This window comes from Streptomyces sp. PCS3-D2 (genome assembly GCF_000612545.2).
Taxonomy (GTDB): Bacteria; Actinomycetota; Actinomycetes; order Streptomycetales; family Streptomycetaceae; genus Streptomyces.
The window spans coordinates 6,831,878-6,853,999 of sequence record NZ_CP097800.1; the positions used below are offsets into that span (position 1 = coordinate 6,831,878).

Consider the following 22,122-nt stretch of genomic DNA (forward strand, 5'->3'; position numbering starts at 1 on the left):
ACCACCCAGATCCGCCTGAGGAGTTGCCCGTGCTCACCACCGAGTTCTACCGCGCGCCCGCGGACTGCGGGCTCGTACGGAGCGGGGCCGACGTGCCCCGCACCCCCATGCGGGCCCTGCGCGAGGACATCCACGACATCCTGGTGTCCGCCCCCGTCGCCGAGGCCCGGCGCACCCGGGACCCCCGGCCCATCCACCGGGCCCTGGGCGAACGGGGCCTGCTCGCACCCCAGTGGCCCGAGGAGTACGGGGGGCGGGGCGTCAGTCAGGTCGCGGCCGCCGTGCTGGTCGAGGAACTCGCCATGCACGACGTTCCCGACCTGCTGCACACGCTCACCGTGCAGATCGTCGGATCCACCCTGCTCCATGTCGCCGGCCCGCAGATGAAGGCGCGCCACCTGCCCGGTTTCGCCGCCGGCACCTCCTTCGGATGCGTCCTCTTCAGCGAGCCGCAGGCAGGCTCCGACCTCAACATCCTCTCCACCCGCGCCGTCTCCGACGGCCGCGGCGGCTACAAGCTCTACGGCACCAAGGTCCACTCCCTCTTCGCCCGTTTCGCCGACTACGGCCTGTGCCTGGCCCGCGGTGAGGACGACGCCTTCAGCCTGTTCCTCGTGCCACTGGACCAGCCGGGCGTCACCATCCGGCAGATCCCGGGCATCGGCGACGACGCCTTCCACGAAGTCGCCCTCGACGGGGTGTCCGTCACCGCCGACGACGTCGTCGGCGGCATCGGCCAAGGCTGGGCGATCGTCGTCAAGACATTGGCCTTCGAACGCACCGGTCTCGACTACTACGTCAAGGCGCTGCGTTGGTACCGGGCCGCCGTCGACCGGCTGGAGGCCCACACCGACCGGCTGGAGGCCGGCCAGCACGACCAGATCGGCCTGGCCAAGCTCAACGCCCGGCTGCTCGCGGCCGGCACCCTGGTCCGCCGCGTCCTCACCCGCCTCGACCGGGGCGAGCTCAACGAGGACGAGGCCGCCGCCGCGAAGTGGTACACCACCGAACTCGCCGCGGAGGTGGCCTGGTGGGCCGCCGAACTCGACGGCGACACGAGCATGACCCTCGACGACCCGGAGGTCGACGGGGTGGCCCACCCACTCGATTCGGCGATGCGTGAAGCCCCGGGGATGCGGATATCCGGCGGCACCGCCGAAATGATGCTGGAGACGCTGGCCCGGCTGCGTCTCGACTCAGGGGCGGAGGTACGGCCGTGACGACCCAGGCGGTCAACGGGAGCGGTACGGACGGGGCGGCCGGCGAGGCGCCCGAGCGGTGGCGGGAGCGGGAGGACGAGGACTCGCTCTTCCGGCAACTCCGGCTCACCGTGCGGCAGGGCCTGGAGGTCGACGGGGAGACCCCCGCGGGCGCCTGGGAGGCGCTGACCCAGGTCGGGGCCTGGGAGTTCGCCCTCCCCATCGAGAAGGAGGGCCTCGACCTCGGCCAGGCCGTGCTCGCCATGGTCTGCGAGGAGGCCGGCAATGCGATGCAGCCGGTCCCGCTCGCCGACACCCTGCTCGCGCTCGACGTGCTCTCCGCCCTCGGCCCCCTCGCCCCCGAGGGCACCGAGGACCTGCTGGACCGGGTGCGCGCCGGCGAGCTCCAGCTCGCCGTCCCGGGCCGGCTGCCCGATCCGCGCGGCTCCGTACCGCCGGGGATCGCCTGGAAACCGGACGGTGACGGCGCGGGCATCGTCCTGACCGGCACGGGAGGCCCGTTCGCCGCCGGCGTCGGGCCGGACGCCCTGCTGGTCCTGGCGAGCGGTCCCGACGGCCCCTGCGTCGCCCTCGTCGGCCTGCCCGCGCAGGGCGTGACCGTACGCCCGCTGCGCGACCACGGCGGGGGAGCGGTCGCCGGTGCCGTCTTCGACGAGGCACGGATCCCGGCCTCCTCGGTACTGCTGCGAGGGATCGCCGCCGAGCAGGCCCTCGCCCGGGTCGGCCTGCGCGCCGCCGTCCACCAGGCGTCCCTGCTGGCCGGCATCACCGCGGCCGCCCTGACCGCGGTCGTCTCCCGGATCCGCGGACGGCAGCAGTTCGGCCAGGCCCTGGTCAAGCACCAGGGGCCCCGGCTGCGGGTCGCCGGGCTCCTGGCCCGACTGGACGCCGTGCGCTGGGCCGTCGGCGACGCGGCCCGCGACCTCGACGAGGGCCGCCTCACCCCCGGGGAGGCCGCCGGGCTGATCGCCCTCACGGCGGAGACCGCGCTCGACGTGACGCGGGACGCGGTCCACCTGCACGGCGCCTCCGGTCTCGTGCGGGACGGCCTGGTCGCCGGCTGCTATCGGCGCGCGGCATGGGAGGCCCTGCGCTGCGGACGCCCCGCCCACCTGTGGGACACCGCGGCGCACACCCCCTGATCCGCCGGGCCCCGCGGCGGCCTGCGCCGGCGCCGCGGGGCCCGGCGGGACGTCGCGGACACGACCGGGTACGGCTCGGGCACGACCCGGTAGACCCGGACACGAGGAAGGGGCCCCCGCACCGCGGGAGCCCCTTCCCTGCACCACCGGCGCGACCGTCAGACCAGGTCGCGGCGCATGATCCAGCGGTGCCGCTTGTCGCTCTTGGCCTCGGTGCGCTGGATCCGGCGGAAGCCGGCCCGTTCGAACATGTCTATCGTCCCGACATAGGCGAGGGTCGGGTTCACCCGGCCGCCCTCGGGGTCCACCGGGTAACCCTCGACGGCGGGCGCGCCGTTGGCCCGCGCGTGCTCGACGGCCCCCTCCAACAGACCGGAGGCGACCCCCTTGCCGCGGAACTCCTTGCGCACGACGAAGCAGGTCACCGACCACACCGGCAGCTCGTCCACCGGCTTGATCGTCTTGGAGGAGGTGAGCCGGTCGAGCTGGCGGCGCGGGGCCACGTTGCACCAGCCGGCCACCTCACCGTCGAGGAAGCCGAGGACCCCCGGCGGCGGGTCCGCCTTCTCGGTGAGGGTGCGCAGGTGCTCGCCCCGCTCCTCGGCGGTCATCCGCCCGTAGTCGCCGGTGGTCAGCCGCCACGCCATGCACCAGCACGTGTGCGCGCTCTTGCGGGGCTGGAGCACCCGTCGGACGTCGTCCCACAGATCCGCCGTGGCGGGCCGGACTTCTAAACTCATGCTGTTACTTCGCTCTCTTCCGCTTCTTGTTCTTGCGAGCGTCCCGCCGGCGCGGTCCTGCGCGCCCCGGCGACGACGTCGGTCATCACGGCGGTCAGCACCTCCAGGGCGCGCCGACACGCCTTGTCCCCTGCGTCCAGATGCGTGACCAGCCGGACGGTGTCCGGGTCCGGCGCGGTCACCAGCACTCCTTCCTGCGATGCCCGTGCGACGACCTCGTCGGCGCCCGGCACCTCGACGAGGACGATGTTGGTCTCGGGCGGGCGCACGGGGAAGCCCGCGTCCCGCAACCCCGCCGCCAGCAGCCCGGCGTGGTCGTGGTCCTCGCCGATCCGCTCCACGTGGTGGTCCAGGGCGTACAGCCCCGCAGCCGCCAGGATGCCCGACTGACGCATGCCGCCGCCCAGGCCGTGCCGCAGCTTCCGCGCCCTGGGCAGATGTTCGGACCGGAGCAGGAGCACCGAACCGACCGGCGCGCCCAGCCCCTTCGACAGGCACACCGAGAGCGAGTCGGCGGTCTCCCCGTACTGCGCCGCCGCCGTCCCGGTCGCGGCCATCGCGTTCCAGATCCGGGCGCCGTCCATGTGGACGGCCACACCCGCGCCGGAGGTCAGCTCGCGCACCTCGCGCAGCGTCTCCAGCGGGTGGACGGTACCGCCGGCCCGGGTGTGGGTCTGCTCCACCTCCACGGCCCGCGTGCCCAGGGTGTACGCGTTGCCCCGCCGGACCGTGCCGGCCAGCAGCGCCGCGGTGACCACCCCGCGCTCCGCCGCCACCGTACGCGTCTGGATCCCGCCGTAGCGGGCGGGGGAGGCCTCCTCGTGGGCCAGGACGTGCGCCTCCGCGTCGCACACGAGCTCCTCGCCGGGGGCGACCAGGAGCTGGAGCGCGATCTGGTTGGCCATCACTCCCGAGGGTGTGAACAGGGCGGCCGGGAAACCGAAGAGACCGGCGAGGCGCTCTTCCAGGGCGCGGACGGTCGGATCCTCCCCGAAGAGGTCGTCACCGACCTCCGCGCCGGCCATCGCGGCCCGCATTCCGGGACCCGGCCGGGTCACCGTGTCGCTGCGCAGATCGACGATGCCGGAGCTGTCGGTGTTCATGACGGTTCCTCAACTCCTCGCTCACGGGGCTTCGGGGTCAGATCGCGCGCCGCCATCCAGTCCAGCAGCGGCCGCACCAGCAGCCAGGTCTCCCTTACGAGTTCCCCGGCGCGCGCCGTGTGCAGGCCCGCGGCCGGACCGTACCGGCGCCCCGCGTCGATCTTGCGGTGGCGCAGCAGGTCCAGCCGCGGGTGGTCCGCGGGCACTCCCCGCGGCCGGGACCTGAGCCGGTCCCCGCCCAGCGCGAAGCCCTGCTCCGTCAGCCGGGCCGCGATCGCTGCCAGCTCCGTGCCGCCGTCCTCCTCCTCGACGGCGGTACGGTAGCGGGCGACCTCGGCCCCGGCGTACGGGTACCAGCGGCCGGAGGCGTACAGCCCGTCCCGGTCCAGGTGCACCCACAGGCCGAGGCAGGGCAGCAAGTCCAGATAGGCGCCCTGGTAGGTCTTGTACGGGGACTTGTCGTGGGACATCCGGGTGTCCCGGACCGGGCCGAGCACCCGCACCGCGTCCGGCCCGGCCCACTCCTCGAAGAACGTGCCCAGTTCAGCGGCCAGCTCGTCCATCGGCGCACGTACGTCACGCTCGTACCGCTCGCGGTGGCGCAGCCGCCACGCCTCCTTGCTGTTGTCGGCCGCGAGGTCCTCGTACAGGCGCAGTGCCGAGGGCGGGAAGCCGCTGAAGGTCACGGCAGGTACCCCGGAAGGGGGTGGGCGGCGCACAGCTCGCCGACCCGGGTGCGGACCCGGTCGCGCAGGTCATCCGGCAGGCTGCCGCCCGGCGCGGCCAGCGCCGTCAGGACGTCCGCGACCAGGTCGGCGCACTCGGCGGCAACCGTCCGGTCCATTCCGCGCGCGGCCAGCGTGTTGGTCCCCAGCCGCAGGCCCCCCGTCACGCGTACGGGTGTGGTGTCTCCGGGGACGCGGTTGCGGTTGACGACGATCCCGCAGGCCTCCAAGGCCTCCTCGGCCACGTCCCCGGTGACGCCGCTGCCGCGCAGGTCGAGCAGCACCATGTGGGTGTCCGTACCACCCGTGACGAGCCGGAAGCCCCGGTCCAGGAGCCGCTCCGCGATCGCCTGCGCGCCGTCGGCCAGCCGCTTGGCGACCTCCGCGAAGTCAGGGCTCGCCACGAAGGCCAGCGCACGGGCCTTGGCCGCCACGGACGCCAGGTCGGGGGTGCCCTGGGTGAAGGGGAACACGGCACGGCGCAGGGTCGCGGCCAGCGTGCCGCGCTCTGGTCCGGGCCTGCGGGCCTCGCGGCCCAGCAGGATCAGCCCACCGCGCGGACCGTACAGCTGCTTGTAGGTGCTGGTGGTCGTCACGTGGGCGTGGTCGACCGGGCTCTGGTGCAGGCCGGCCGCGACCAGTCCCGCGATGTGCGAGATGTCGGCGAGGAGGTAGGCGTTGGCCTCGTCCGCGATCTCCCGGAACCGGGCGAAGTCGATGCTGCGCGGGTACGCGCTCGCCCCGCACACGATGAGCTTCGGCCGGTGTTTCAGGGCCATTTCACGGATCTGGTCGTAGTCGAGGAGCCCTTCCGGTGTCACCCGGTAGCCGTGGGCGCGGTAGTACCGGCCGGTCACCGAGGCGGGGGAGCCGTGGGTCAGGTGGCCGCCGCAGTCCAGGTCGAGCCCGAGCAGGCTGTCGCCCGGACTCAGCAGCGCCGTGATCACGGCGAGGTTGGCGGAGGACCCCGAGTGCGGCTGCACGATCGCATCCTGTGCCCCGAAGGCGGCGCACGCCCGCTCGATCGCGAGGCGCTCGATGTCGTCGGCGATGCCGCAGCCCGCGTGGTAGCGGTTGCCGGGATACCCCTCCGCGGTCAGGTTCCCGAGCGCGCTGCCCTCGCAGGCCAGCACGGACGGGTCCGCGACACTGGACGCCGCGACCATCATCAGCGTCTCGTGCTGGCGCGCCGACTCCCGCGCCAGCAAGTCGTACAGGACGGAATCGCTCTCTCTCAGCCGGGTGTTGGCGTGCGCGGAGAATGCGGCCAGGTCCGGCACGGGCACCCGCGGTGCGCCGCCCCGGTGTCCGTCCCCGTCCAGCGGATCGCTGACGGGCGCGGGCAGGGTGAGACTCATGACTGTCCCCTCTCGGAATCGTCCGTGATGGCCGTGCTGGATGCGCCGGTGTCCTCAGCGGGCCGCATCGGCGGTGTCCGTCCCGTCGGCCTCCAGCGCACCGAAGGCCTCGGCTGCCCGGACCGCTTCCGCACCGTGCTGCCCGTCCGCGGCGATCTTCTCGGCGAGCTCGGAGACCACCGGGTTCTGGAACACGGTCTTGACCGGTACCGGCACCCCGAGCAGCTGCCCCAGCAGCCCCGCGAGCCGGGTCCCGCTGAGCGAATCGCCGCCCAGGGTGAAGAAGTTGTCGCCGGGCGCCACCCCGTCCAGACCGAGGATGTCGGCGACGGCCGCGCACAGCACCAGCTCCAGCGCGCTGCCCGTCCCGTCCCCGCCCTCCCGTGCGGCCTCGTCGTCGGCGGACTGCCGGCTCCCGGCGGAGGAGGCCAGCCGCAGCCGGTCGACCTTGCCGTTGCGGGTCAGCGGCAGCTGGTCCAGCACGGTCAGCGTGGCGGGCACCATGGAGCCGGGCAGCTGCGCGGCGAGCCGCTCCAGCACCCGGTCCGCCGCGGCGGCATCGCCGTCGGCGCCGGCGACCACGAAGGCGTGCAGGCGCCGCACCCCGTGGGCGCTGGCGGGGGCCACCACCACGGCCGCCTCGACCTCCTCGTCCTGACGCAGCACGGCCTCGATCTCGCCCAGCTCGATCCGGTGGCCCTGGATCTTGACCTGGAAGTCGTCCCGGCCCAGGATCTCGATGCTGCCGTCCGGCAGGTAGCGGCCCAGGTCGCCGGTCAGATAGGCGCGTTCGCCCGTCTCCGGCAGGCGCACGAAGCGGCTCGCGGTGCGATCGGCGTCGTTCCAGTAGCCGAGCGCGAGGCCGACGTCACTGGCCACGGCCATCTCGCCGACGACCCCGAGGGGGCGCTCGTACGCCGCGCCGTCGACGATGTAGTAGCGCTGGTTGGTGATCGGCTTGCCGTAGGGGATGCTCGTCCAGGACGGGTCGACCTCGCCGATCGGCTGGAACAGCGACCAGCAGATCGTCTCGGTCGGACCGCCCGAGCCCACGACCTGGATCCGCGGGCTCTGCGCGCGCAGCCGGTCCGGCAGGGTCAGCGGGATCCAGTCGCCGGAGAGCACCGACAGCCGCAGCGACTCCAGCGGCCGGCCGCCGCCGCGGCGCTCGCGCACCTCGGCCTCGCCGACGAGCAGCTCCATCAGGACGGGCACGGAGTTCCAGAGCGTGACCCGTTCCGTCTGCACCAGATCGGCCCAGACATCGGGTTCGGCGTGGTCGAACGGCGGCGGCACCACCACGGTCCCGCCCTGCGTGAGCACCCCGAAGACGTCGTAGATGGACGCGTCGAAGTGCAGCCCCGAGATGGCCAGCAGCCGGTCCCGTGCACCGACCTCGAAGCGTGCCGCGACGTCGCGGATCAGGTTGACCACACCGATGTGGTCGACCATCACGCCCTTCGGCTCGCCCGTCGAGCCCGAGGTGAAGATCGTGTACGCGAGGTCCGCCGGAGTCTGCGCGGTGTCGGGCCGCGTGGCGGTGCCGGTCTCGAAGTCCTTGTCCACCCGATACCGGCGGGCGGTGGGCGGCCAGCTGATCCGGGACTCCAGCGAGGACTGCGTGAGGATCCGGTCGACCTTGGCCTCGGCCAGCAGCCGGCGCAGCCGCTCCGGCGGCACGGAGGCGTCCAGTGGCAGGTAGGCCGCGCCGGAGGCGAGGATCCCGTACACCGCGGCGTACTGCTCCCAGCCCTTCTCCATCACGACGGCGACCAGCTCGCCGGGAGCCGCCCCGTGCTCGCGCAGGGTGTGCCCGATCCGCCAGGCGTACGCGGCCAGCTCGGCATAGCTGAGCCGCCGCCCGGTGGCGTCCACCACGGCCTCCGCGTCGGGTGTGAGCTCGGCCTGCCGGGCGAACAGCTCGTGCAGGGTGGTGTACGGGATCTGCCCGGCGGTGTCGTTGACCTTGCGGCGCAGCTCCCGCTCGGCTGGCGGGATCAGGTCGAAGCGGGTGGTGTGCAGGCTGTCCGGGTCGTCGGTGAGCCGTTCCAGGAGGTCCACGTACACGCCGAAGGCGGCGTCGACGAACCCGGGAGCGAAGGCGCCGTCCACGAAGTCCCAGATGACGCGGAGCTCTCCGGCCAGTTCGCGCAGCTGCACGTCGAGCGTCACCTGCGGGGTCTGCGAGATCGAGTACACCTCCCGGCCCAGGTCCGTGACCGGCCGGCGCACCGGGTAGTCGAGCAGGCTGGTGACGACCACGGGCATCCCCGCCTGCGCGCCCACACCGTGCAGGCGGGTCAGCTCCCGCAGGACGCGCACGCCGTTGAAGGCCCCGTGCTCCACGTCGCGGGCGAGCTGGTCGCGCAGGGCGTGTGCGCGGTCCAGGAAGGTCGCGCCGGAACCGTCGGCGGCGAGCATCACCGCATTGGTGAAGTCGCCGAGCACGCCGGTGATGTCCGGGTGCACGGCCGGGCGCTGGAAGACCGGGTAGTTGATCGTGAAGTCGGACTCCTCCGCCCAGGCCCGGACCACCTCGGCGAAGGCCGCGGTGAGCAGCACCGACGGGGTCAGGCCCGCTCCGTGCGCCCGCGCGGAGAACTGCTGCCAGTCGGCGGGGGAGAGACGGTGCTCGCGCCGGTCGAAGCGGACTTCGCCGGTGTCCCCGCCGGAGCCGCCGGTGGGCAGCGACGGGGCCGGCGGCAGGGTGGGCACGCGCTCCACCCAGTAGTCGCGCGCGGCGCGAAAGGCCTCGGTGTGCGGCAGGGCCTCGGCGCGCCAGCGGGCGTATTCGGCGAAGCCGATTCCGGGCTGGGGGAGTTCCGCCTCCGGGTTCTCGTACAGGTCGACCAGCTCGGGGAAGAGCACCTGGAAGGCGCTGGAGGCGTCCAGCACCTGCAGGTCGATCCCCAGGTGGACGCGGCCGAGGTTCTCGGGGCCGCCCAGCCGGAAGATCCGCAGGTCGAACAGCGGCCAGCTGCCCACCGGGAAGACCACGTGGCTCATCTCCTCGCGCAGGGCGGCGAGGTGCTCACGGGCGGCAACGGCGGACAGGTGGCGCAGGTCCACGACCGGTATCTCGAACGGCAGCGGGTCGGACGGCACCCACTGGGTGCCGTCCGTGCTGCCGATCGCCCGGAGCATGTCGTGGCGAGCGACCACCCTGCGCCAGGCGGTGGCGAACCGCTCCGGGTCGAGGTCGGCGCGCTCCCACTCGAAGTATCCGTAGCAGCCGATGCCGCCCATCTCGACGGCTTCGCCCCGCCCGATCATCAGTGCCTGCTGCGTCTCGGTCATCGGGAAGGACGCGGCACTGTCCGCGCGGGCGGGCAGGAGCTCGGTCATGGTCCAACTCCATTCGGTGTTACGGGCCGTTGGCTGTTGCGTGCACGGGTGGATGCGGGCCGGGGACGCCCTGCTGCGGGGCAGGGCGAGGCTAGGGGCGGCGAGTTAGCCGCCGGTTATGCTCCGCGAGGCCGGCCGGCCCGCCGGACACCGGAGCCCGCCCCTGCGCCAGGGAGAGCGCGAAGAGGCGTACGAGCGGATGGAACAGGTAGCAGGGCTGGCCCCACTCGTCGGCGCCGCTCACCTCCAACAGGGCCGCGTCGGCGAGCGCCTCCAGCAGCCGCTCTGCCTCCGCCTCCGGCAGGTCCAGTGCCGTCGCCGCCTCGGCGGCCGGGAAGGGCAGCGCTCCCAGCGCGGCCAGCGCCGGGAACACCGCCCGCACCTCCGGTTCCAGGGCACGCCAGGACGGCAGCAGGGAGGTGTGCACGTCCAGGTCGCCGGAGTGCAGCTCACGCAGCCGGGTGACGGGGTCCGCCAGCCTGCGGGCCAGCCGGTCAGGAGTGCAGTGCGGCCGGGCCGCGATCCGGGTTCCGACGATCCGCAGCGCCAGGGGCAGGCCGGCGCAGTGCTCGACGATCGCGGAGGCGGCGCACGGGGCGGCCGCCACCCGGGCGGGGCCGGCCGCAGCGGCGAGGAGTTCCAGCGAGTCCCGCGGCTGCAAGGGGGCGAGGGCCACGGTGTGCGCCCCGGCCACCGTGGGCAGCGCCGTACGCCCTGTCACCAGTACGGCGGGCTCGGGGGTGTTGGGCAGCAGCGGGCCCAGCTGGGCGGCGCCCGAGGCGTTGTCCAGCACGATCAGCAGCCGCCTGCCCCGGGTCCGCTCCCGGTACAGGCGCACCAACTGGTCCTGGTCGTCGGCGGCCGGTACGTCGTCCATCGGGCCCAGCGCCCGCAGCAGAAGGCGCAGCACTCGGGCGGGGTGCCGCGGGGTACCGTCCGCGGCGCGCAGATCGGCGTACAACTGCCCGTCGGGGAAGTGTCGTTGGCAGCGGTGGGCCGCGTGCACGGCCAGGGCGGTCTTGCCCAGCCCCGCCATGCCGGTGACCAGCACCCGGCGGGGTCGTCCGGAGCTCTGCCGATCGGGGGCGAGCGCGCGGCACACCAGTTCCAGTTCCGGTCCCCGGCCTGTGAAGTCGACGGTGTCCGGCGGCAGCATCGCCGGGGTCGCGGCCGACGGTCCGGACGGCCGCGGCCGGGTGGCCGCGCGTACGGCGGGCGCGGCCACCGGCCGGCGGTCGAGTGTGCCGTCGAGCAGCGCCCGGTAGGTGGCCTGGAGCTCCTCGCCCGGATTGATCCCGAGCTCGTCCGCCAGTACCGCGCGGCCGTGGTGGTAGAGGTGGATGGCGTCCGCCTGCCGTCCGGACCGGCACAGGGCGGTCATCAGCTGGCAGCGGATGCGCTCGCGCAACGGGAACTCGGCGACCAGCCCGGTGAGCTCACCGGTGATCTGCTCGTGCCGGCCGAGGGCGAGGTCCGCGGCGATGCGGTGCTCCAGGGTCACGGCCCGGGCCTCCGTCAGCCGCGGGGCCTCGGCGTCCGCGAGGTATTCCGTGGCGTTCGCGAACGGCTGGCCGTTCCACCGGGCCAGGGCGTCGCGCAGCAGCTCTCCGGCGCGTTCGTAGTCCTCTTTGACCAGTGCCTCGCGGCCGGCGAGCGCCAGCTTCTCGAATTCGTCCAGGTCGACGGTCGCATTACCGATGCTCATGGCATATCCCGGCGGTCTGCGATCGATCGTCACATCGTCGCCGAGAATCTTGCGCAGGCGCGAAATATAGGTGTAGAGCTGTGCGCTGACCGTGGCCGGAGGCGCCCAGCCCCACAGCAGCCGGCACAGCCGATCGTCCGACACGACCTCTTCGCGGGCCAGGAGGAGCGCCGCGAGCACGGTGTGCAGCTTCGCTCCGGAGAACGCGACCCGGTGGCCGTCCCGCCGTACCTCTACTGGCCCGAGCACTCGGAATTCCATGTACCGCCCCATCCGTGATTCCTGAGAAGAATCTTCGAACGAAGCTAGAAGAGTCCGTTGTCTCCTCGATATCGTGTCGATTTCGCGGTGTGCCCGGGTCGCGAAATCGGTGGAACACGGAAGAGAAAGGAGCCGTCCCTACTGTTCCGTTCGTGCCGCAGCGAGCGGTGCAGAGATGATCCACCGAGAGGGGAACCCGAGATGCGCAGCACCCGGACGGCGAAGACGACGGCCGCCTGCCTGGTCGTTCTTGCGGGAATGTTCGTGGGTACCGGGGCCGTCTCGGCCGTCACGGCGGACGGGGGCACGAGCGTCGTGGCGGACGACATGCCGTGGGGGATCGTCAAGCCGGTGCACCCCTCGCACCCGGGCTCCGCCGGCACCCACGGCGACATGCCCTGGGGCTGACCGACGGCCGGCGCCCGCCCACGCACCGCACCACCGCGAACCCGCACCACCGCACCACCGCACCACCGCACCACCGCAATCCCGCACTCGCGCGCATGCCGCCGCCGAGGCCCGATCCGTACCGGACGGGCGTCAGTCCGCCGGATGCGCCAGCAGGGCCGTCAGTTCCTCCGGAGTGAAGGAACGATGCGGCAGCCCTCCGGACTCCCCACGGCCCGGTTCTCCCGCTGCCTCCCGCACGGCCGTCAGCAGCCGGCCCGCCTGCGCCCGCCAGGGCTGCGCGCCGACCTCGCCGAAGCCGGCACAGGCCCGCCGGAACCTCTCCGCCGCCTCCGCACAGCGGCCCCCGAGTGCGTCCACGCATCCGAGGTCCGTTTCCACCCGCGCGTAGAGAAACCGGTCCGCCAGCTCATCAGTGATCTCCAGGGCCTGTTGCAGCGTGTCCCCCGCCGCCTGCAGCAGGCCCTGGCTCCACTGCGTCTGCCCCAGACCCCGCAGCGCGTGGGCCTCGCCGACCCGGTCGCCCTCACCGCGGGTGAGTCGCAGTACGGCGCCGAACGCCTTGCCGGCCTCACCCAGATCGCCCGCACGCAGCCGCACTTCGGCCAGCCGGTACACGCTCTGCGCCTCCGCCCGCACCGATCCGGTACGCCGGCTCAGTGCCACCGCCTGTTCCGCGAGCGGCAGCGCGGCCGACACGTTTCCCCGGTCCAGCTCGATCTGCGCCTGGAAGCCCAGCAGATGGGCCTCGTTCCCGATGTCGCCGGAGGCGTGGAAACCACTCAGGGCCGCCTCGCAGTACTCCAGCGCCCGCTCCCAGTCACCCTGGAAACGTGCGCACATGGCCAGGTTCCGCTGCGCGAGCGCCGCCCCGTCCAGGTCACCGGTGCTGCGCAACAGCCGCAGCGCGGCCATGTTCCAGCCCTCGGCCTGCTCGTAGCGCCGCTGGTAGATCGCCAGCGACCCCAGGAGCCGCAGCATCGTCGCCTCGCCCTGTTCGTCGCCGGCCCGCCGGGCCGAGGCCAGGGCCTGTTCGGCGCTGCGCTGCCAGTCCTCCAGGTAGTTCTTCGTCTCGAAGTGCGGAACCGCGCTCTCGGTCAGCATCCAGGCGTAGCCGGCCCGGCCCGTCTCCGCCGCCTGGGCCACCACGTCGGTCACCGCGGTGCGCTCCGACTCGAACCACTCCATCGGCGAGCCCAGCAGTTCCTCGGCGAGCTCGCCGAGGAAGCCGGGCGCGGGCGCCGCCGGCCGGCCCACCGGGAACCGCCTGCCGTCGATCCGCCGGTGCGCCTCCTCCGCCAGCCAGAGCCAGGCCCCGAAGGCCCGCTCCAGCGCGGCGTCCGTCTCCTCCTCCGGCTCGTCCGACTCCGCCCGCTCCCGGGCGAACAGCCGCAGCAGGTCCTGGAACCGGTAGCGGGCCGGCCGGCCCGGCGCCGCCTCCGCCACCTCCAGCAGCTGGGCGTCGACCAGGTGGTCGATCAGCTCCTCCGCGTGCCACACGCTGGTGTCCAGTACGGCCGCGCCCGCCCAGGCGGCGAAGTCCGCCGTGCGCAGCAGCCCGAGGCGCCGGTACATCCGGGCCGCCTCCGGCGGCAGGTCCCGGTAGGTGAGCCGGAAGCCGGCCCGCACCCCGCCCTCTCCCGGGCTCAGTACGTCGAGTCGGGACCGGTGGTCGCGCAGCCGCTCCACCAGGCTGCGCACGCTCAGGTTGGGCTTGGCCGCCAGCCGCGCTCCGGCGATCCGCAGTGCCAGCGGCAGGCAGTCGCAGAGCGCGCCGAGCTGCTCCACCGCCACCGGGTCGCTGCCGAACCGGTCCGCCCCGGCCAGTTTGATCAGGAGGGCGGTCGCCTCGGCCGGTTCCAGCATCCGCAGCCGGATGCTCAGCGCCGTGTAGTCGCCGGTCAGGTCACCCAGGTTCTCCCGGCTGGTGGCCAGCACCACGCTGCGTCCGCCGCCGGGCAGCAGGGGTCTGAGCTGTTGGAAGGAGCGTACGTTGTCCAGGACGATCAGCGTTTTGCGGGTGCTGAGCAGACTCCGCAGCAGTGAGGCCCGCTCGTCGGGGTCGGCCGGGACCTGGGGTGCGGCGATGCCGAGAGCGCGCAGGAAGCGGTCGAGCACGGCGGCGGGGGACACCGGTGCCTGCTCCTCGTCGTATCCCCGCAGGTCGGCGAAGAGCTGACCGTCCGGGAACTGGTCGGCGACCTGGCTCGCCCAGTGCACCGCCAGTGCCGTCTTGCCCACCCCGCCCACGCCCACGATCGTCGCCAGGGCGGGGGTGTGCGGGTTGTACGGTTCCTTCAGCAGCCGGTCCAGCGAGGCCATCTCGCGTTGGCGCCCGGTGAACGCCATGACCCCGGCCGGGAGTTGCGCCGGAATCGTGTGCACGGCGGCGGGTGCGGGGGTGACCACGGCCGGGGGCCGGGTCAGTTCCGGTGAGTCCCGCAGGATCAGGTCGTGCAGCTGGCGCAGCCCCGGACCGGGCTCGATCCCGAGCTGCTCGGTCAGTAACCGGCGGCCGTGCAGGAAGACGTCGAGGGCCTCGGCCCGCTGGCCCGACCGGTACAGGGCGAGCATGAGGTGCTCGCGGCACTGCTCGCGCAGCGGGTGCCGGGCCACCAGTTCCGTGAGTTCGCCGATCAGTACACGGTGCCGGCCCAGCTGGAGCATCAGCCCTGCGCGCTCCTCGATCAGCGTGAGCCTCACCTGTTCCAGGCGCGTCGCCTCGGCCTCCAGCCGGGACCCGGGCGTCTCGTCGAGCGCCGAGCCCCGCCAGATGCTGAGCGCCTCCTCGAACAGCGTGCAGGCCTCCTCGGTGCGGCCGTGCCGGGCGGCATCGCGGCCCTGGTCGGCCCGTTCCAGGAACTCCTGGACGTCGATGCGGTGCTCGCCCTTGGCCAGCAGGTAGCCGGGGGGAGAGGTGATCAGCAGGTCGGTCACTCCCGCCTGCTTGAAGGTCTTGCGCAGGGTGGCCACGCAGATCGCGATCTGGTTCCGCGCCGTCGCGGGAGGGGAATCCGGCCAGACGGCGTCCACCAGGGTGTCCACCGAGACGACGCGGTCGGCGTAGAGCACCAGCATCGCGAGGACGGTCGCCTGGCGCCGGCCGTTGATGCGCAAGGGGCCGTCCTCGGCCTGGACGAGCAGTGGCCCCAGCAGTCTGAAGACAAACCGATTCAACAGGTCCCCCGCCTTTGAAACCCCGCGTCAGGCGCGAACGGTACCGCAAAGACGATTCCTCGGTGCAGTCAACCTTTGGGAAAATCACCGGCTGTTTCAGGCCAGCTTGTCCGTATAGGCGTAGAGCACCGGAGGGTTCATCACGGAGAGTCGCCGCCGCCGACCGAGGACAGGGCGCCCGACAGTCCCCGAAGCATCTCGGCCGTCCGGTGCACCTCCTCCTCGCCCCCCAGGCTCTCGCACAGATGCCGAGCCAGCTCCGCCAGGCAGGAGTCGATCTCCCGCTTCGCCGCCGCGCCCCGCTCGGTGGCGGCGAGGAGCTTCGCCCGCCGGTGCGCCGGATTGTCCAGGTAGGCGGCGAGCCCCTGGGACACGAGCAGGTCGGCTATGCGCTGCACGCTCTGCCGGGTGGTCCCCACCCGCCGGGCGACCTCGGAGACCGACAGCGACTCGTCCGTCACCGTGCTCAGGATCTGCCAGCGTGCCGCGCTGAGCCCGACCGACAGCGCCAGCCGGTCCACGGCCGCGGTGAACCGTCCGTTCAGTCGGAAGACCGCCACGGCGGCCCGGCTGAACGCCTCGACTTGCCCGGACTCCGCTGTACGCGTCAACGCCGGCCCCCCCTTCCGTACGCCCCCCGGGTCGCTGCACGATAACAGCGCGTGGTCGCCCGGACGAGAGCCCTGCGCGGTCGAGGTCGAGCAGCCTCCCCGACTGGTCCGTTGGCCGCGTCATGGCCGACGAATCCCCTCAGGGGCCATGCCAATGGCACTGCCCACCGGTCACGAGTTGAGCCAGTGGGCCTCCAGGTGCTTATCTGTGTCCTATCCATGTACTTACGGCGCCGTGCAGCGCCGGACGGCAACGAGGCCGGTTCCGGAGCGCGGCGCCTTCGCCGTGCCCGTCCGCCGCCCACCACCCCCGGGCGGCGCCGGGCCGGCGCGCACCGTTCCAGGGGGGCGGCACACCGCTGTGAAGAGGATGTTCGTAGCTCCGGATCCGGGGCGCCTGCGGCTCAGGACCTCGGCCCGCGCCGTGATCGGCGTCGGCGCCGCCGCAGCCCTCGCCGAACTGTGCGGTCTCTCCCTGACCGCTTCCATCACCGGCGGCCTCGCCGCCCTGCTCGCGCTCTTCACCGTCACCGACGCCAGCGTGCGCCGCCAGGCCGCCACCACCGCCCTGCTTCCCGCTGCCGGATTCCCGGTCCTGGCCCTCGCCACCGCCCTGCACGGGGTCACCCCGCTGCGCGACGCAGCCTTCGTCCTCGTCGTCTTCTGCGGGGTCTACGCCCGCCGCTGGGGTCCGCGCGGTCATGCCCTGGGGATCTTCGCGTTCATGAACTTCTTCATCACGCAGTTCCTGCACGCCCTCCCCGCGCAGCTCCCCGAGCTGTACGCCGCCGTGGGCCTCGCCCTCGGCGCCGCCGCGGCCGTGCGCTTCCTGCTGTGGCCCATCGAGCGGCGCACCCCGCCGCCCGCCGCCCCCGCGCCGCTGCCCGGCCGCGGCCTGGCCCGGCACACGACCCGCCAGGCCTTCCAGGCGACCGCCGCCTGCGCCGTCGCCCTCAGCGTCGGCCAGGTGCTCTCCGAGGAGCGCTGGTACTGGGCCGTCGGCACCGCCTGGTGGATCTTCGTCAACACCGCCTCGCGCGGGGAGACGCTCGTCCGCGGCTTCCGCCGGGTGCTGGGCACCGTCGTCGGCGTGGCGGCCGGGGTGCTGATCGCGATCCCGCTGGACGGCGCGCCCGTGCCCACCGCCCTCCTGGTCGGGGCCTGCGTGTTCGGGATCTTCTACACGGCCGCCGTCTCGTACAGCTGGATGATCCTCGCCGTCACGCTCATGGCAGGCCTGCTCTACGGCCTCCTCGGCGTGCTGGACCCGGGCCTGCTCGTGCTCCGCCTGGAGGAGACCGCCGTCGGGGCCCTGTGCGCCGCGCTGGCCGTGGTCCTCGTCCTGCCGGTCACCACCCACGCCACGAACGACGCCTGGATCCAGCGCGCCCTGCTCTGCGTGCACGCGGCCACCGCCGAGGCCACCGCCCGCCTCGCGGGCTCCCCGGCGGCGGATCCCGCCCCGCACGCCGCGGAGCTGGAGACGCTGCTGGCCCGGGTCCGGATGGCGCTCGCGCCGCTGGTCCACCCGCTCAGTCCGTTCCGCGCGCGCAAGGCCCGCGCCGGCCAGGTCATCACCCTGCTGGACGACTGCGCCCGCGAGGTGCGCGGCCTGGTGGCCGTCGCCGCCGATCCGGACGCCGGCCACGACGCCCGCCTCGCCGCGGCCTGCTGGCGCGTCGAGGCCGCGGTGCAGGCACTGACCGTCGGGGAAAGGGAACTCGAAGGCCCCGCGTCGGCGGACGCCACCGCGCCGCCCGCCGCCACGACCGAGCCCGCGCTCGCCCACCTCCAGGGCCTGGAGCGGGCCCTCGCCGAACTGGCCACGCCGCTGGGCAGCGACCCCAAGGCACCGTTCGTCATCAGCGCCTGAGCAGCCCGCCCCAGGCCGGCGCCCGCCCCGCGGGCGTCCGGCCGGGGGAGTGCACCACGCCCAGGGCCTGGGTCGCCCGGGTCAGCGCCACGTACAGGTCGCTCGGCCCCAGATCGGCCGGCTCCACCACGATCACCGTGTCGAACTCCAGCCCCTTGGCCTGGCGAGGATCCAGCAGGACGACCTCCCGCGTCAGATCGGGCCCCTCCTCCTGCCGCACCTCCGGCAGCCCGCCCGCCAGCGCCCCGTGCAGATCCCGCGGCGCGATCACCGCCAGCCGCCGTCCGGCCGACCGCTCCCGCTCCACCGCCTGCGCAACCGCCCCGGCGAGGTCGTCGGCCTCCCGCACCCACGGCCGCACCCCGGTGGCCCGTACCGAACGCGGTGGTTCGAAGCCCGGATCGCGCTCGCGCAGCACGGCCGCCGCCACCTCCATGATCTCGGCCGGCGTACGGTAGTTCACCCCCAGCCGGACCAGCTCCCAGCGCTCGCCCACGTACGGCGAGAGGATCCGTTCCCAGGACCCGCAGCCCGCCTCGTCCCCGGTCTGCGCCGGATCGCCGACCAAGGTCATCGAGCGGGTCGGGCAGCGCCGCATGAGCAGCCGCCATGCCATCTCCGACAGCTCCTGCGCCTCGTCCACGATGACGTGCCCGAACGCCCAGGTCCGGTCGGCCGCGGCACGCTCGGCGGTGCTGCGGTGGTCGGCCTCCTCGTGACGCTCCGCCATCCGCTCGGCGTCGATGATGTCGTGCGCCGCGAGGTACTCGCTCTCCTCGTCCTCGAACTCGTACGACCGGGAACCCGCGGACACGTCCAGCACGCCCTGCGCGTACGCGATGCGCCGCACGCGCTGCCGCTCCTCGGCGGCGCGCAGCGCGCTGTCGTCCTCTCCGAGCAGCTCGGCCGCCTCGTCCAGGAGCGGCACGTCGGCCGGGGTCCAGTCGGGCCGCGCCGAGGGGCCCCGCCGGACGAGCCGGGCCTCGTCGTCGGGCAGGTGCGTGGGCTCTGCCAGGAAGTCGACGATCAGTTGCTGCGGGGTGAGCGGGGGCCACAGCGTGTCGATCGCCGCGTGCACGGCGGGGCTCGTGGCGATCTCCTTGCCGAGCTGGGCGACATCGTCGGGGCCGAGCAGGTTCGGTCCGCCGTACGGGTCGGCGCCCAGTCGGTCGGCGAGCTGCGCGGTGAGCGCGTCGATGATCCGGAAGGCGAAGACCGGCCTCGCCCGGTTGTGCGGCAGCCCGGTGGCCCGGGCCGCATCCCGTGCCCCGTGGGCCATCGTGCGGTCCAGCAGCAGGGTCCCGTAGTCGTCGTGGTCGATCTCCAGCGCGGGCTCGGGGACGGTGTCGTACTCCTCGCCGCTGTCCGCCGGCACGTGCTCCGGCAGGCACTGCCGGTCGGCCACGACCCGGGCGAGGACCTGGGCCATCGCGGCGCGGCCCTTCACGGCGGCGGCCCCGGGGCGGTCGGTCCCGGTGGCGTGAACCCCGGGGAACAGCTCGCCCGGGGTGGACAGCAGCACGCCCGTCTCGCCGAGCGCGGGGAGGACCCCGCCGATGTAGCCGAGGAAGGCCGGACCCGGCCCGACGATCAGCACACCGCGCCTGGCGAGCAGCTCGCGGTGGGCGTACAGCAGGTAGGCCGCGCGGTGCAGGGCGACCGCGGTCTTGCCGGTGCCGGGTCCGCCCTCGACGACGAGCACCCCGCGGTACGGGGAGCGGATGACCCGGTCCTGGTCGGCCTGGATCGTCCGCACGATGTCGTGCATGCGGCCGGTGCGGGCGGCGTCGAGCGCGGCCAGCAGGACCGCGTCGGCGTCGGATCCCTCGTGGCCGGTGCGCTCCGCGTCGGCCAGGTCCAGGATCTCGTCGTGCAGGGCGGTGACCACCCGGCCCCGGCTGCTGATGTGCCGACGCCGGCGCAACCCCATCGGGGTGTGTCCAGTGGCGAGGTAGAAGGGACGGGCGGCCTCGGCGCGCCAGTCCAGGACCAGCGGAGTGCGTTCCGTGTCGTCCGCGCGGATCCCGATGCGGCCGATGTGGTGGTCGCGGCCGTCCGAGAACTCCAGGCGCCCGAAACAGAGACCGTTCTCCCCGGCGTTCAGGGCGGACAGGAGACCGGACTGCTCAGCCACCAGGACATCGCGCTCCAGACGCGCCTGAAAGCCGCTTCCCACATCGCGCAAGGCGCTTTCCACCGCCTGTTCGGCCTGGTCGCGCAGGTCGTCGAGGCGCCGATAGAGATCGGTGACGAATTGCTGCTCTTTCCGGAATTCCTCGGTTGACAATTGCACTCCTGCCGCGATACTGTGCCCACGTTGCGTTTATCGCGCCTTCGTTCGCACGAAAACACGAACTGGTAAATATACGCCTTCCGCTCCCTCGGTTGCCCATTCGGCCGGGGGATTTTTTGCGTACGGTGGATCTCATGACCACCGCACACGGCCCGGCCGACGGAATCGTCTACCGCCTCGCGCGCCCCGAGGACGCGGGCGCCGTCGCGGCCCTGGACAGCTCCTTCACCACCCGCACCGTCTTCGAGGTGGCCGTCTCCGGTGACGGTTCCGGCTTCCTGCTCCGCGAGGTCCCCGTGGACCCGCCCGTGCGCAGGGCGTTCCCGCCCGAGGAGCACGACGAGCAGGGCATCGCAGGCCCCCGGGGGGCCGACGTGGACGCGGACACGCGCACCTTCGTCGCCCTCGACAGCGGCGAGCTCTGTGGCTTCGCCGCCGTCGGCTACGCCGCGTGGAACCGGCGTCTGACGGTCGAGGACATCGAGGTCGCACCCGGCCACCGGGGCCGCGGGATCGGCAGCGCCCTGATGGGGTGCGCGGCCGAGTTCGGCCGGGAGCGGGGTGCGGAGCACATCTGGTTGGAGGTCAGCTCGGTCAACGCCCCCGCCGTGCACGCCTACCGGCGCATGGGGTTCACCTTCTGCGGCCTCGACACCGCCCTCTACGGAGGCACCCCCGCCGCCGGCGAGCAGGCGCTCTTCATGAGCCGGCCCTGCCGCTGATCCGACCCCGCCCCCGCGTGGGGTGCGCCGGCGTGCGGCAGTGGGTCTGACGAAACGTCAACCCGCCTCGCGCGCCGCATCGTACGCTTGTGCGGCCCTTGTTCGCAGCCCGTTCCGTGAGGATCACCCGGAGGAGTGTTCCGGGTGCCCGGACGGTACGCCGCTGACCTGCGGCAGGTACAACGGGTCATTGTTTACTGCACATTCATCCGGCACGTACAGGGTGGATCTGGTCGGACAGGGGGTAACCCGCCGGAATGGAAATTCTTCAACAGCGCTCCACCACCGCACAGGTGTGGCAGGCGGCCGAGGAGTTCATCCGACTCTTCCACCGGGAGCACGCCGGCGCGGGTGATCCGCGCGCTCGGCTCGCCGCCGTGAGGGCGGAACTCGCGGACACGGGGACCTACGTGCACACCCCCGAGGAGCTCGTCCACGGGGCGCGCGTGGCCTGGCGCAACAGCAACCGCTGCATAGGCAGGCTCTACTGGAACTCGCTGCGGGTCCGTGACCGCCGCGGGCTCGCCGACGCCGACGCCATCGCGGCCGAATGCTTCGACCACCTGCGCGAGGCCACGAACGGCGGCCGGGTCAGACCCACCATCACGGTGTTCGCCCCGGAGACCCCGCAGCGCCCGGGGCCGGTGATCTGGAGCGAGCAGCTCGTCCGCTACGCCGGCTACGGCGACCATCCCTCGATAACCGTCGGCGACGCCCGCAACGCCCCGCTGACCGAGGCCCTGCTCCGGCTCGGCTGGTCCGGCGGGGCCGGCACCCCCTTCGACCTCCTCCCGCTGGTGGTCCAGGGCTCCGACGACAAGCCCAGGTGGTTCGACACCCCCGCGGACGCGGTCATGGAGGTGCCGATCGGCCACCCCGACGGCGACGGCTGGGAGGACTGGGGCCTGCGCTGGCACGCCGTACCGGCCATCTCCAACATGTGCCTGGAGGTCGGCGGCATCCACTACCCGGCCGCCCCCTTCAACGGTTGGTACATGGGCACCGAGATCGGCGCCCGCAATCTCGCCGACACCGACCGCTACAACCTCCTCCCCGCCGTCGCCCGCCGCCTGGGCCTGGACACCTCCAGCGACCGCTCGCTGTGGAAGGACCGTGCCCTCGTCGAGCTCAACCGGGCGGTCCTGCACTCCTTCGACCGCGCGGGGGTCACGATCGCCGACCACCACAGCGAGTCCCGGCGCTTCCTCTCCCACATGGAGCGCGAGGAGCGCAAAGGCCGCGAGGTGGGGGCGGACTGGTCCTGGATCGTGCCGCCGATCTCCGGCGCCGCGACCCCGGTCTTCCATCGCACCTACGAGGACCGCCCCAGCAGCACGGCCTACGTCCACCATCCCGGCGCACAGGAGCGAGCCCGGGGGCGGGATTTGGTCTAGACCTTCTGTTACCGTCGGCTCGGGACGGATCCGAAAGCGGTGAGA

15 protein-coding genes are annotated in these 22,122 nt (G+C 73.2%); 6 read left to right on the forward strand and 9 right to left on the reverse strand.

Going from position 1 to position 22,122, the window contains the following annotated elements; translation table 11 throughout:
* The first annotated feature begins 29 nt into the window (after positions 1-29).
* Positions 30-1,220, forward strand: coding sequence for an acyl-CoA dehydrogenase family protein (locus AW27_RS30610; RefSeq protein ID WP_052030564.1), 1,191 nt, complete (start codon positions 30-32; stop codon positions 1,218-1,220).
* Positions 1,217-2,362, forward strand: coding sequence for an acyl-CoA dehydrogenase family protein (locus AW27_RS30615; protein ID WP_037921715.1), 1,146 nt, complete (start codon positions 1,217-1,219; stop codon positions 2,360-2,362). The genes AW27_RS30610 and AW27_RS30615 overlap by 4 nt, the downstream gene beginning before the upstream one ends.
* Before the next feature lie 158 nt (positions 2,363-2,520).
* On the opposite strand, the gene AW27_RS30620 is transcribed toward AW27_RS30615, so the two are convergent.
* The 6 genes from AW27_RS30620 to AW27_RS30645 all read right to left on the reverse strand — a co-directional run bounded on the left by AW27_RS30620 (position 2,521) and on the right by AW27_RS30645 (position 11,587).
* The gene (locus AW27_RS30620) at positions 2,521-3,102 is read right to left on the reverse strand and encodes a GNAT family N-acetyltransferase (RefSeq protein WP_037921717.1); all 582 of its coding nucleotides are present in this window, start codon (positions 3,100-3,102) and stop codon (positions 2,521-2,523) included.
* Entirely contained in the window at positions 3,099-4,205 is a 1,107-nt protein-coding gene (locus AW27_RS30625) for a threonine aldolase family protein (RefSeq protein ID WP_063890586.1), read from the reverse strand. Before AW27_RS30625 ends, AW27_RS30620 begins: the two co-directional genes overlap by 4 nt.
* Positions 4,202-4,891 carry a DUF2461 domain-containing protein gene (locus tag AW27_RS30630; RefSeq protein ID WP_052030568.1) on the reverse strand — a complete coding sequence of 230 codons (690 nt, stop codon included), beginning with the start codon at positions 4,889-4,891 and terminating at the stop codon, positions 4,202-4,204. Before AW27_RS30630 ends, AW27_RS30625 begins: the two co-directional genes overlap by 4 nt.
* On the reverse strand, positions 4,888-6,288 hold the full coding sequence (locus AW27_RS30635; RefSeq protein ID WP_078556449.1) for a serine hydroxymethyltransferase: 1,401 nt from the start codon (positions 6,286-6,288) through the stop codon (positions 4,888-4,890). The genes AW27_RS30630 and AW27_RS30635 overlap by 4 nt, the downstream gene beginning before the upstream one ends.
* A gap of 54 nt (positions 6,289-6,342) precedes the next feature.
* A complete protein-coding gene (locus AW27_RS30640) occupies positions 6,343-9,633 on the reverse strand; it encodes a non-ribosomal peptide synthetase (RefSeq protein ID WP_052030570.1) in 3,291 nt (1,096 codons plus the stop codon).
* Positions 9,634-9,724: 91 nt separating this feature from the next.
* The gene (locus tag AW27_RS30645; RefSeq protein ID WP_304949934.1) at positions 9,725-11,587 is read right to left on the reverse strand and encodes an AfsR/SARP family transcriptional regulator; all 1,863 of its coding nucleotides are present in this window, start codon (positions 11,585-11,587) and stop codon (positions 9,725-9,727) included.
* Between the two features lie 213 nt (positions 11,588-11,800).
* Between AW27_RS30645 and AW27_RS30650 the strand changes: the two genes are divergently transcribed.
* The gene (locus AW27_RS30650) at positions 11,801-12,007 is read left to right on the forward strand and encodes a hypothetical protein (RefSeq protein WP_037921718.1); all 207 of its coding nucleotides are present in this window, start codon (positions 11,801-11,803) and stop codon (positions 12,005-12,007) included.
* A gap of 132 nt (positions 12,008-12,139) precedes the next feature.
* Here the strand turns inward: AW27_RS30650 and AW27_RS30655 are convergent, their stop codons facing one another.
* Positions 12,140-15,184: an AfsR/SARP family transcriptional regulator gene (locus tag AW27_RS30655; RefSeq protein WP_078556451.1), complete on the reverse strand. Its 3,045-nt coding sequence runs from the start codon at positions 15,182-15,184 to the stop codon at positions 12,140-12,142.
* 140 nt (positions 15,185-15,324) lie between these two features.
* On the reverse strand, positions 15,325-15,795 hold the full coding sequence (locus AW27_RS30660; RefSeq protein ID WP_037921720.1) for a MarR family winged helix-turn-helix transcriptional regulator: 471 nt from the start codon (positions 15,793-15,795) through the stop codon (positions 15,325-15,327).
* A gap of 370 nt (positions 15,796-16,165) precedes the next feature.
* Between AW27_RS30660 and AW27_RS30665 the strand changes: the two genes are divergently transcribed.
* A complete protein-coding gene (locus AW27_RS30665; protein ID WP_037921722.1) occupies positions 16,166-17,668 on the forward strand; it encodes an FUSC family protein in 1,503 nt (500 codons plus the stop codon).
* Here AW27_RS30665 and AW27_RS30670 read toward each other — a convergent pair.
* Positions 17,658-19,955: a HelD family protein gene (locus AW27_RS30670; RefSeq protein WP_052030572.1), complete on the reverse strand. Its 2,298-nt coding sequence runs from the start codon at positions 19,953-19,955 to the stop codon at positions 17,658-17,660. The two genes, AW27_RS30665 and AW27_RS30670, sit on opposite strands and share 11 nt — an antisense overlap.
* A 140-nt stretch (positions 19,956-20,095) precedes the next feature.
* Here AW27_RS30670 and AW27_RS30675 point away from each other — a divergent pair, with 140 nt between their 5' ends.
* Together AW27_RS30675 and AW27_RS30680 are read left to right on the forward strand one after the other, a co-directional pair.
* Positions 20,096-20,683, forward strand: a complete 588-nt coding sequence (locus AW27_RS30675) for a GNAT family N-acetyltransferase (RefSeq protein WP_037921724.1) — start codon at positions 20,096-20,098, stop codon at positions 20,681-20,683.
* Positions 20,684-20,940: 257 nt separating this feature from the next.
* Entirely contained in the window at positions 20,941-22,077 is a 1,137-nt protein-coding gene (locus AW27_RS30680; protein WP_037921726.1) for a nitric oxide synthase oxygenase, read from the forward strand.
* Positions 22,078-22,122 lie beyond the last annotated feature (45 nt).

Coding starts and splice junctions, on each gene's coding strand:
- AW27_RS30620 (WP_037921717.1), bottom strand. CDS start 3,102: ATGAGTTTAGAAGTCCGGCCCGCCACGGCGGATCTGTGGGACGACGTC.
- AW27_RS30625 (WP_063890586.1), bottom strand. CDS start 4,205: ATGAACACCGACAGCTCCGGCATCGTCGATCTGCGCAGCGACACGGTG.
- AW27_RS30635 (WP_078556449.1), bottom strand. CDS start 6,288: ATGAGTCTCACCCTGCCCGCGCCCGTCAGCGATCCGCTGGACGGGGAC.
- AW27_RS30640 (WP_052030570.1), bottom strand. CDS start 9,633: ATGACCGAGCTCCTGCCCGCCCGCGCGGACAGTGCCGCGTCCTTCCCG.
- AW27_RS30650 (WP_037921718.1), top strand. CDS start 11,801: ATGCGCAGCACCCGGACGGCGAAGACGACGGCCGCCTGCCTGGTCGTT.
- AW27_RS30665 (WP_037921722.1), top strand. CDS start 16,166: ATGTTCGTAGCTCCGGATCCGGGGCGCCTGCGGCTCAGGACCTCGGCC.
- AW27_RS30675 (WP_037921724.1), top strand. CDS start 20,096: ATGACCACCGCACACGGCCCGGCCGACGGAATCGTCTACCGCCTCGCG.
- AW27_RS30680 (WP_037921726.1), top strand. CDS start 20,941: ATGGAAATTCTTCAACAGCGCTCCACCACCGCACAGGTGTGGCAGGCG.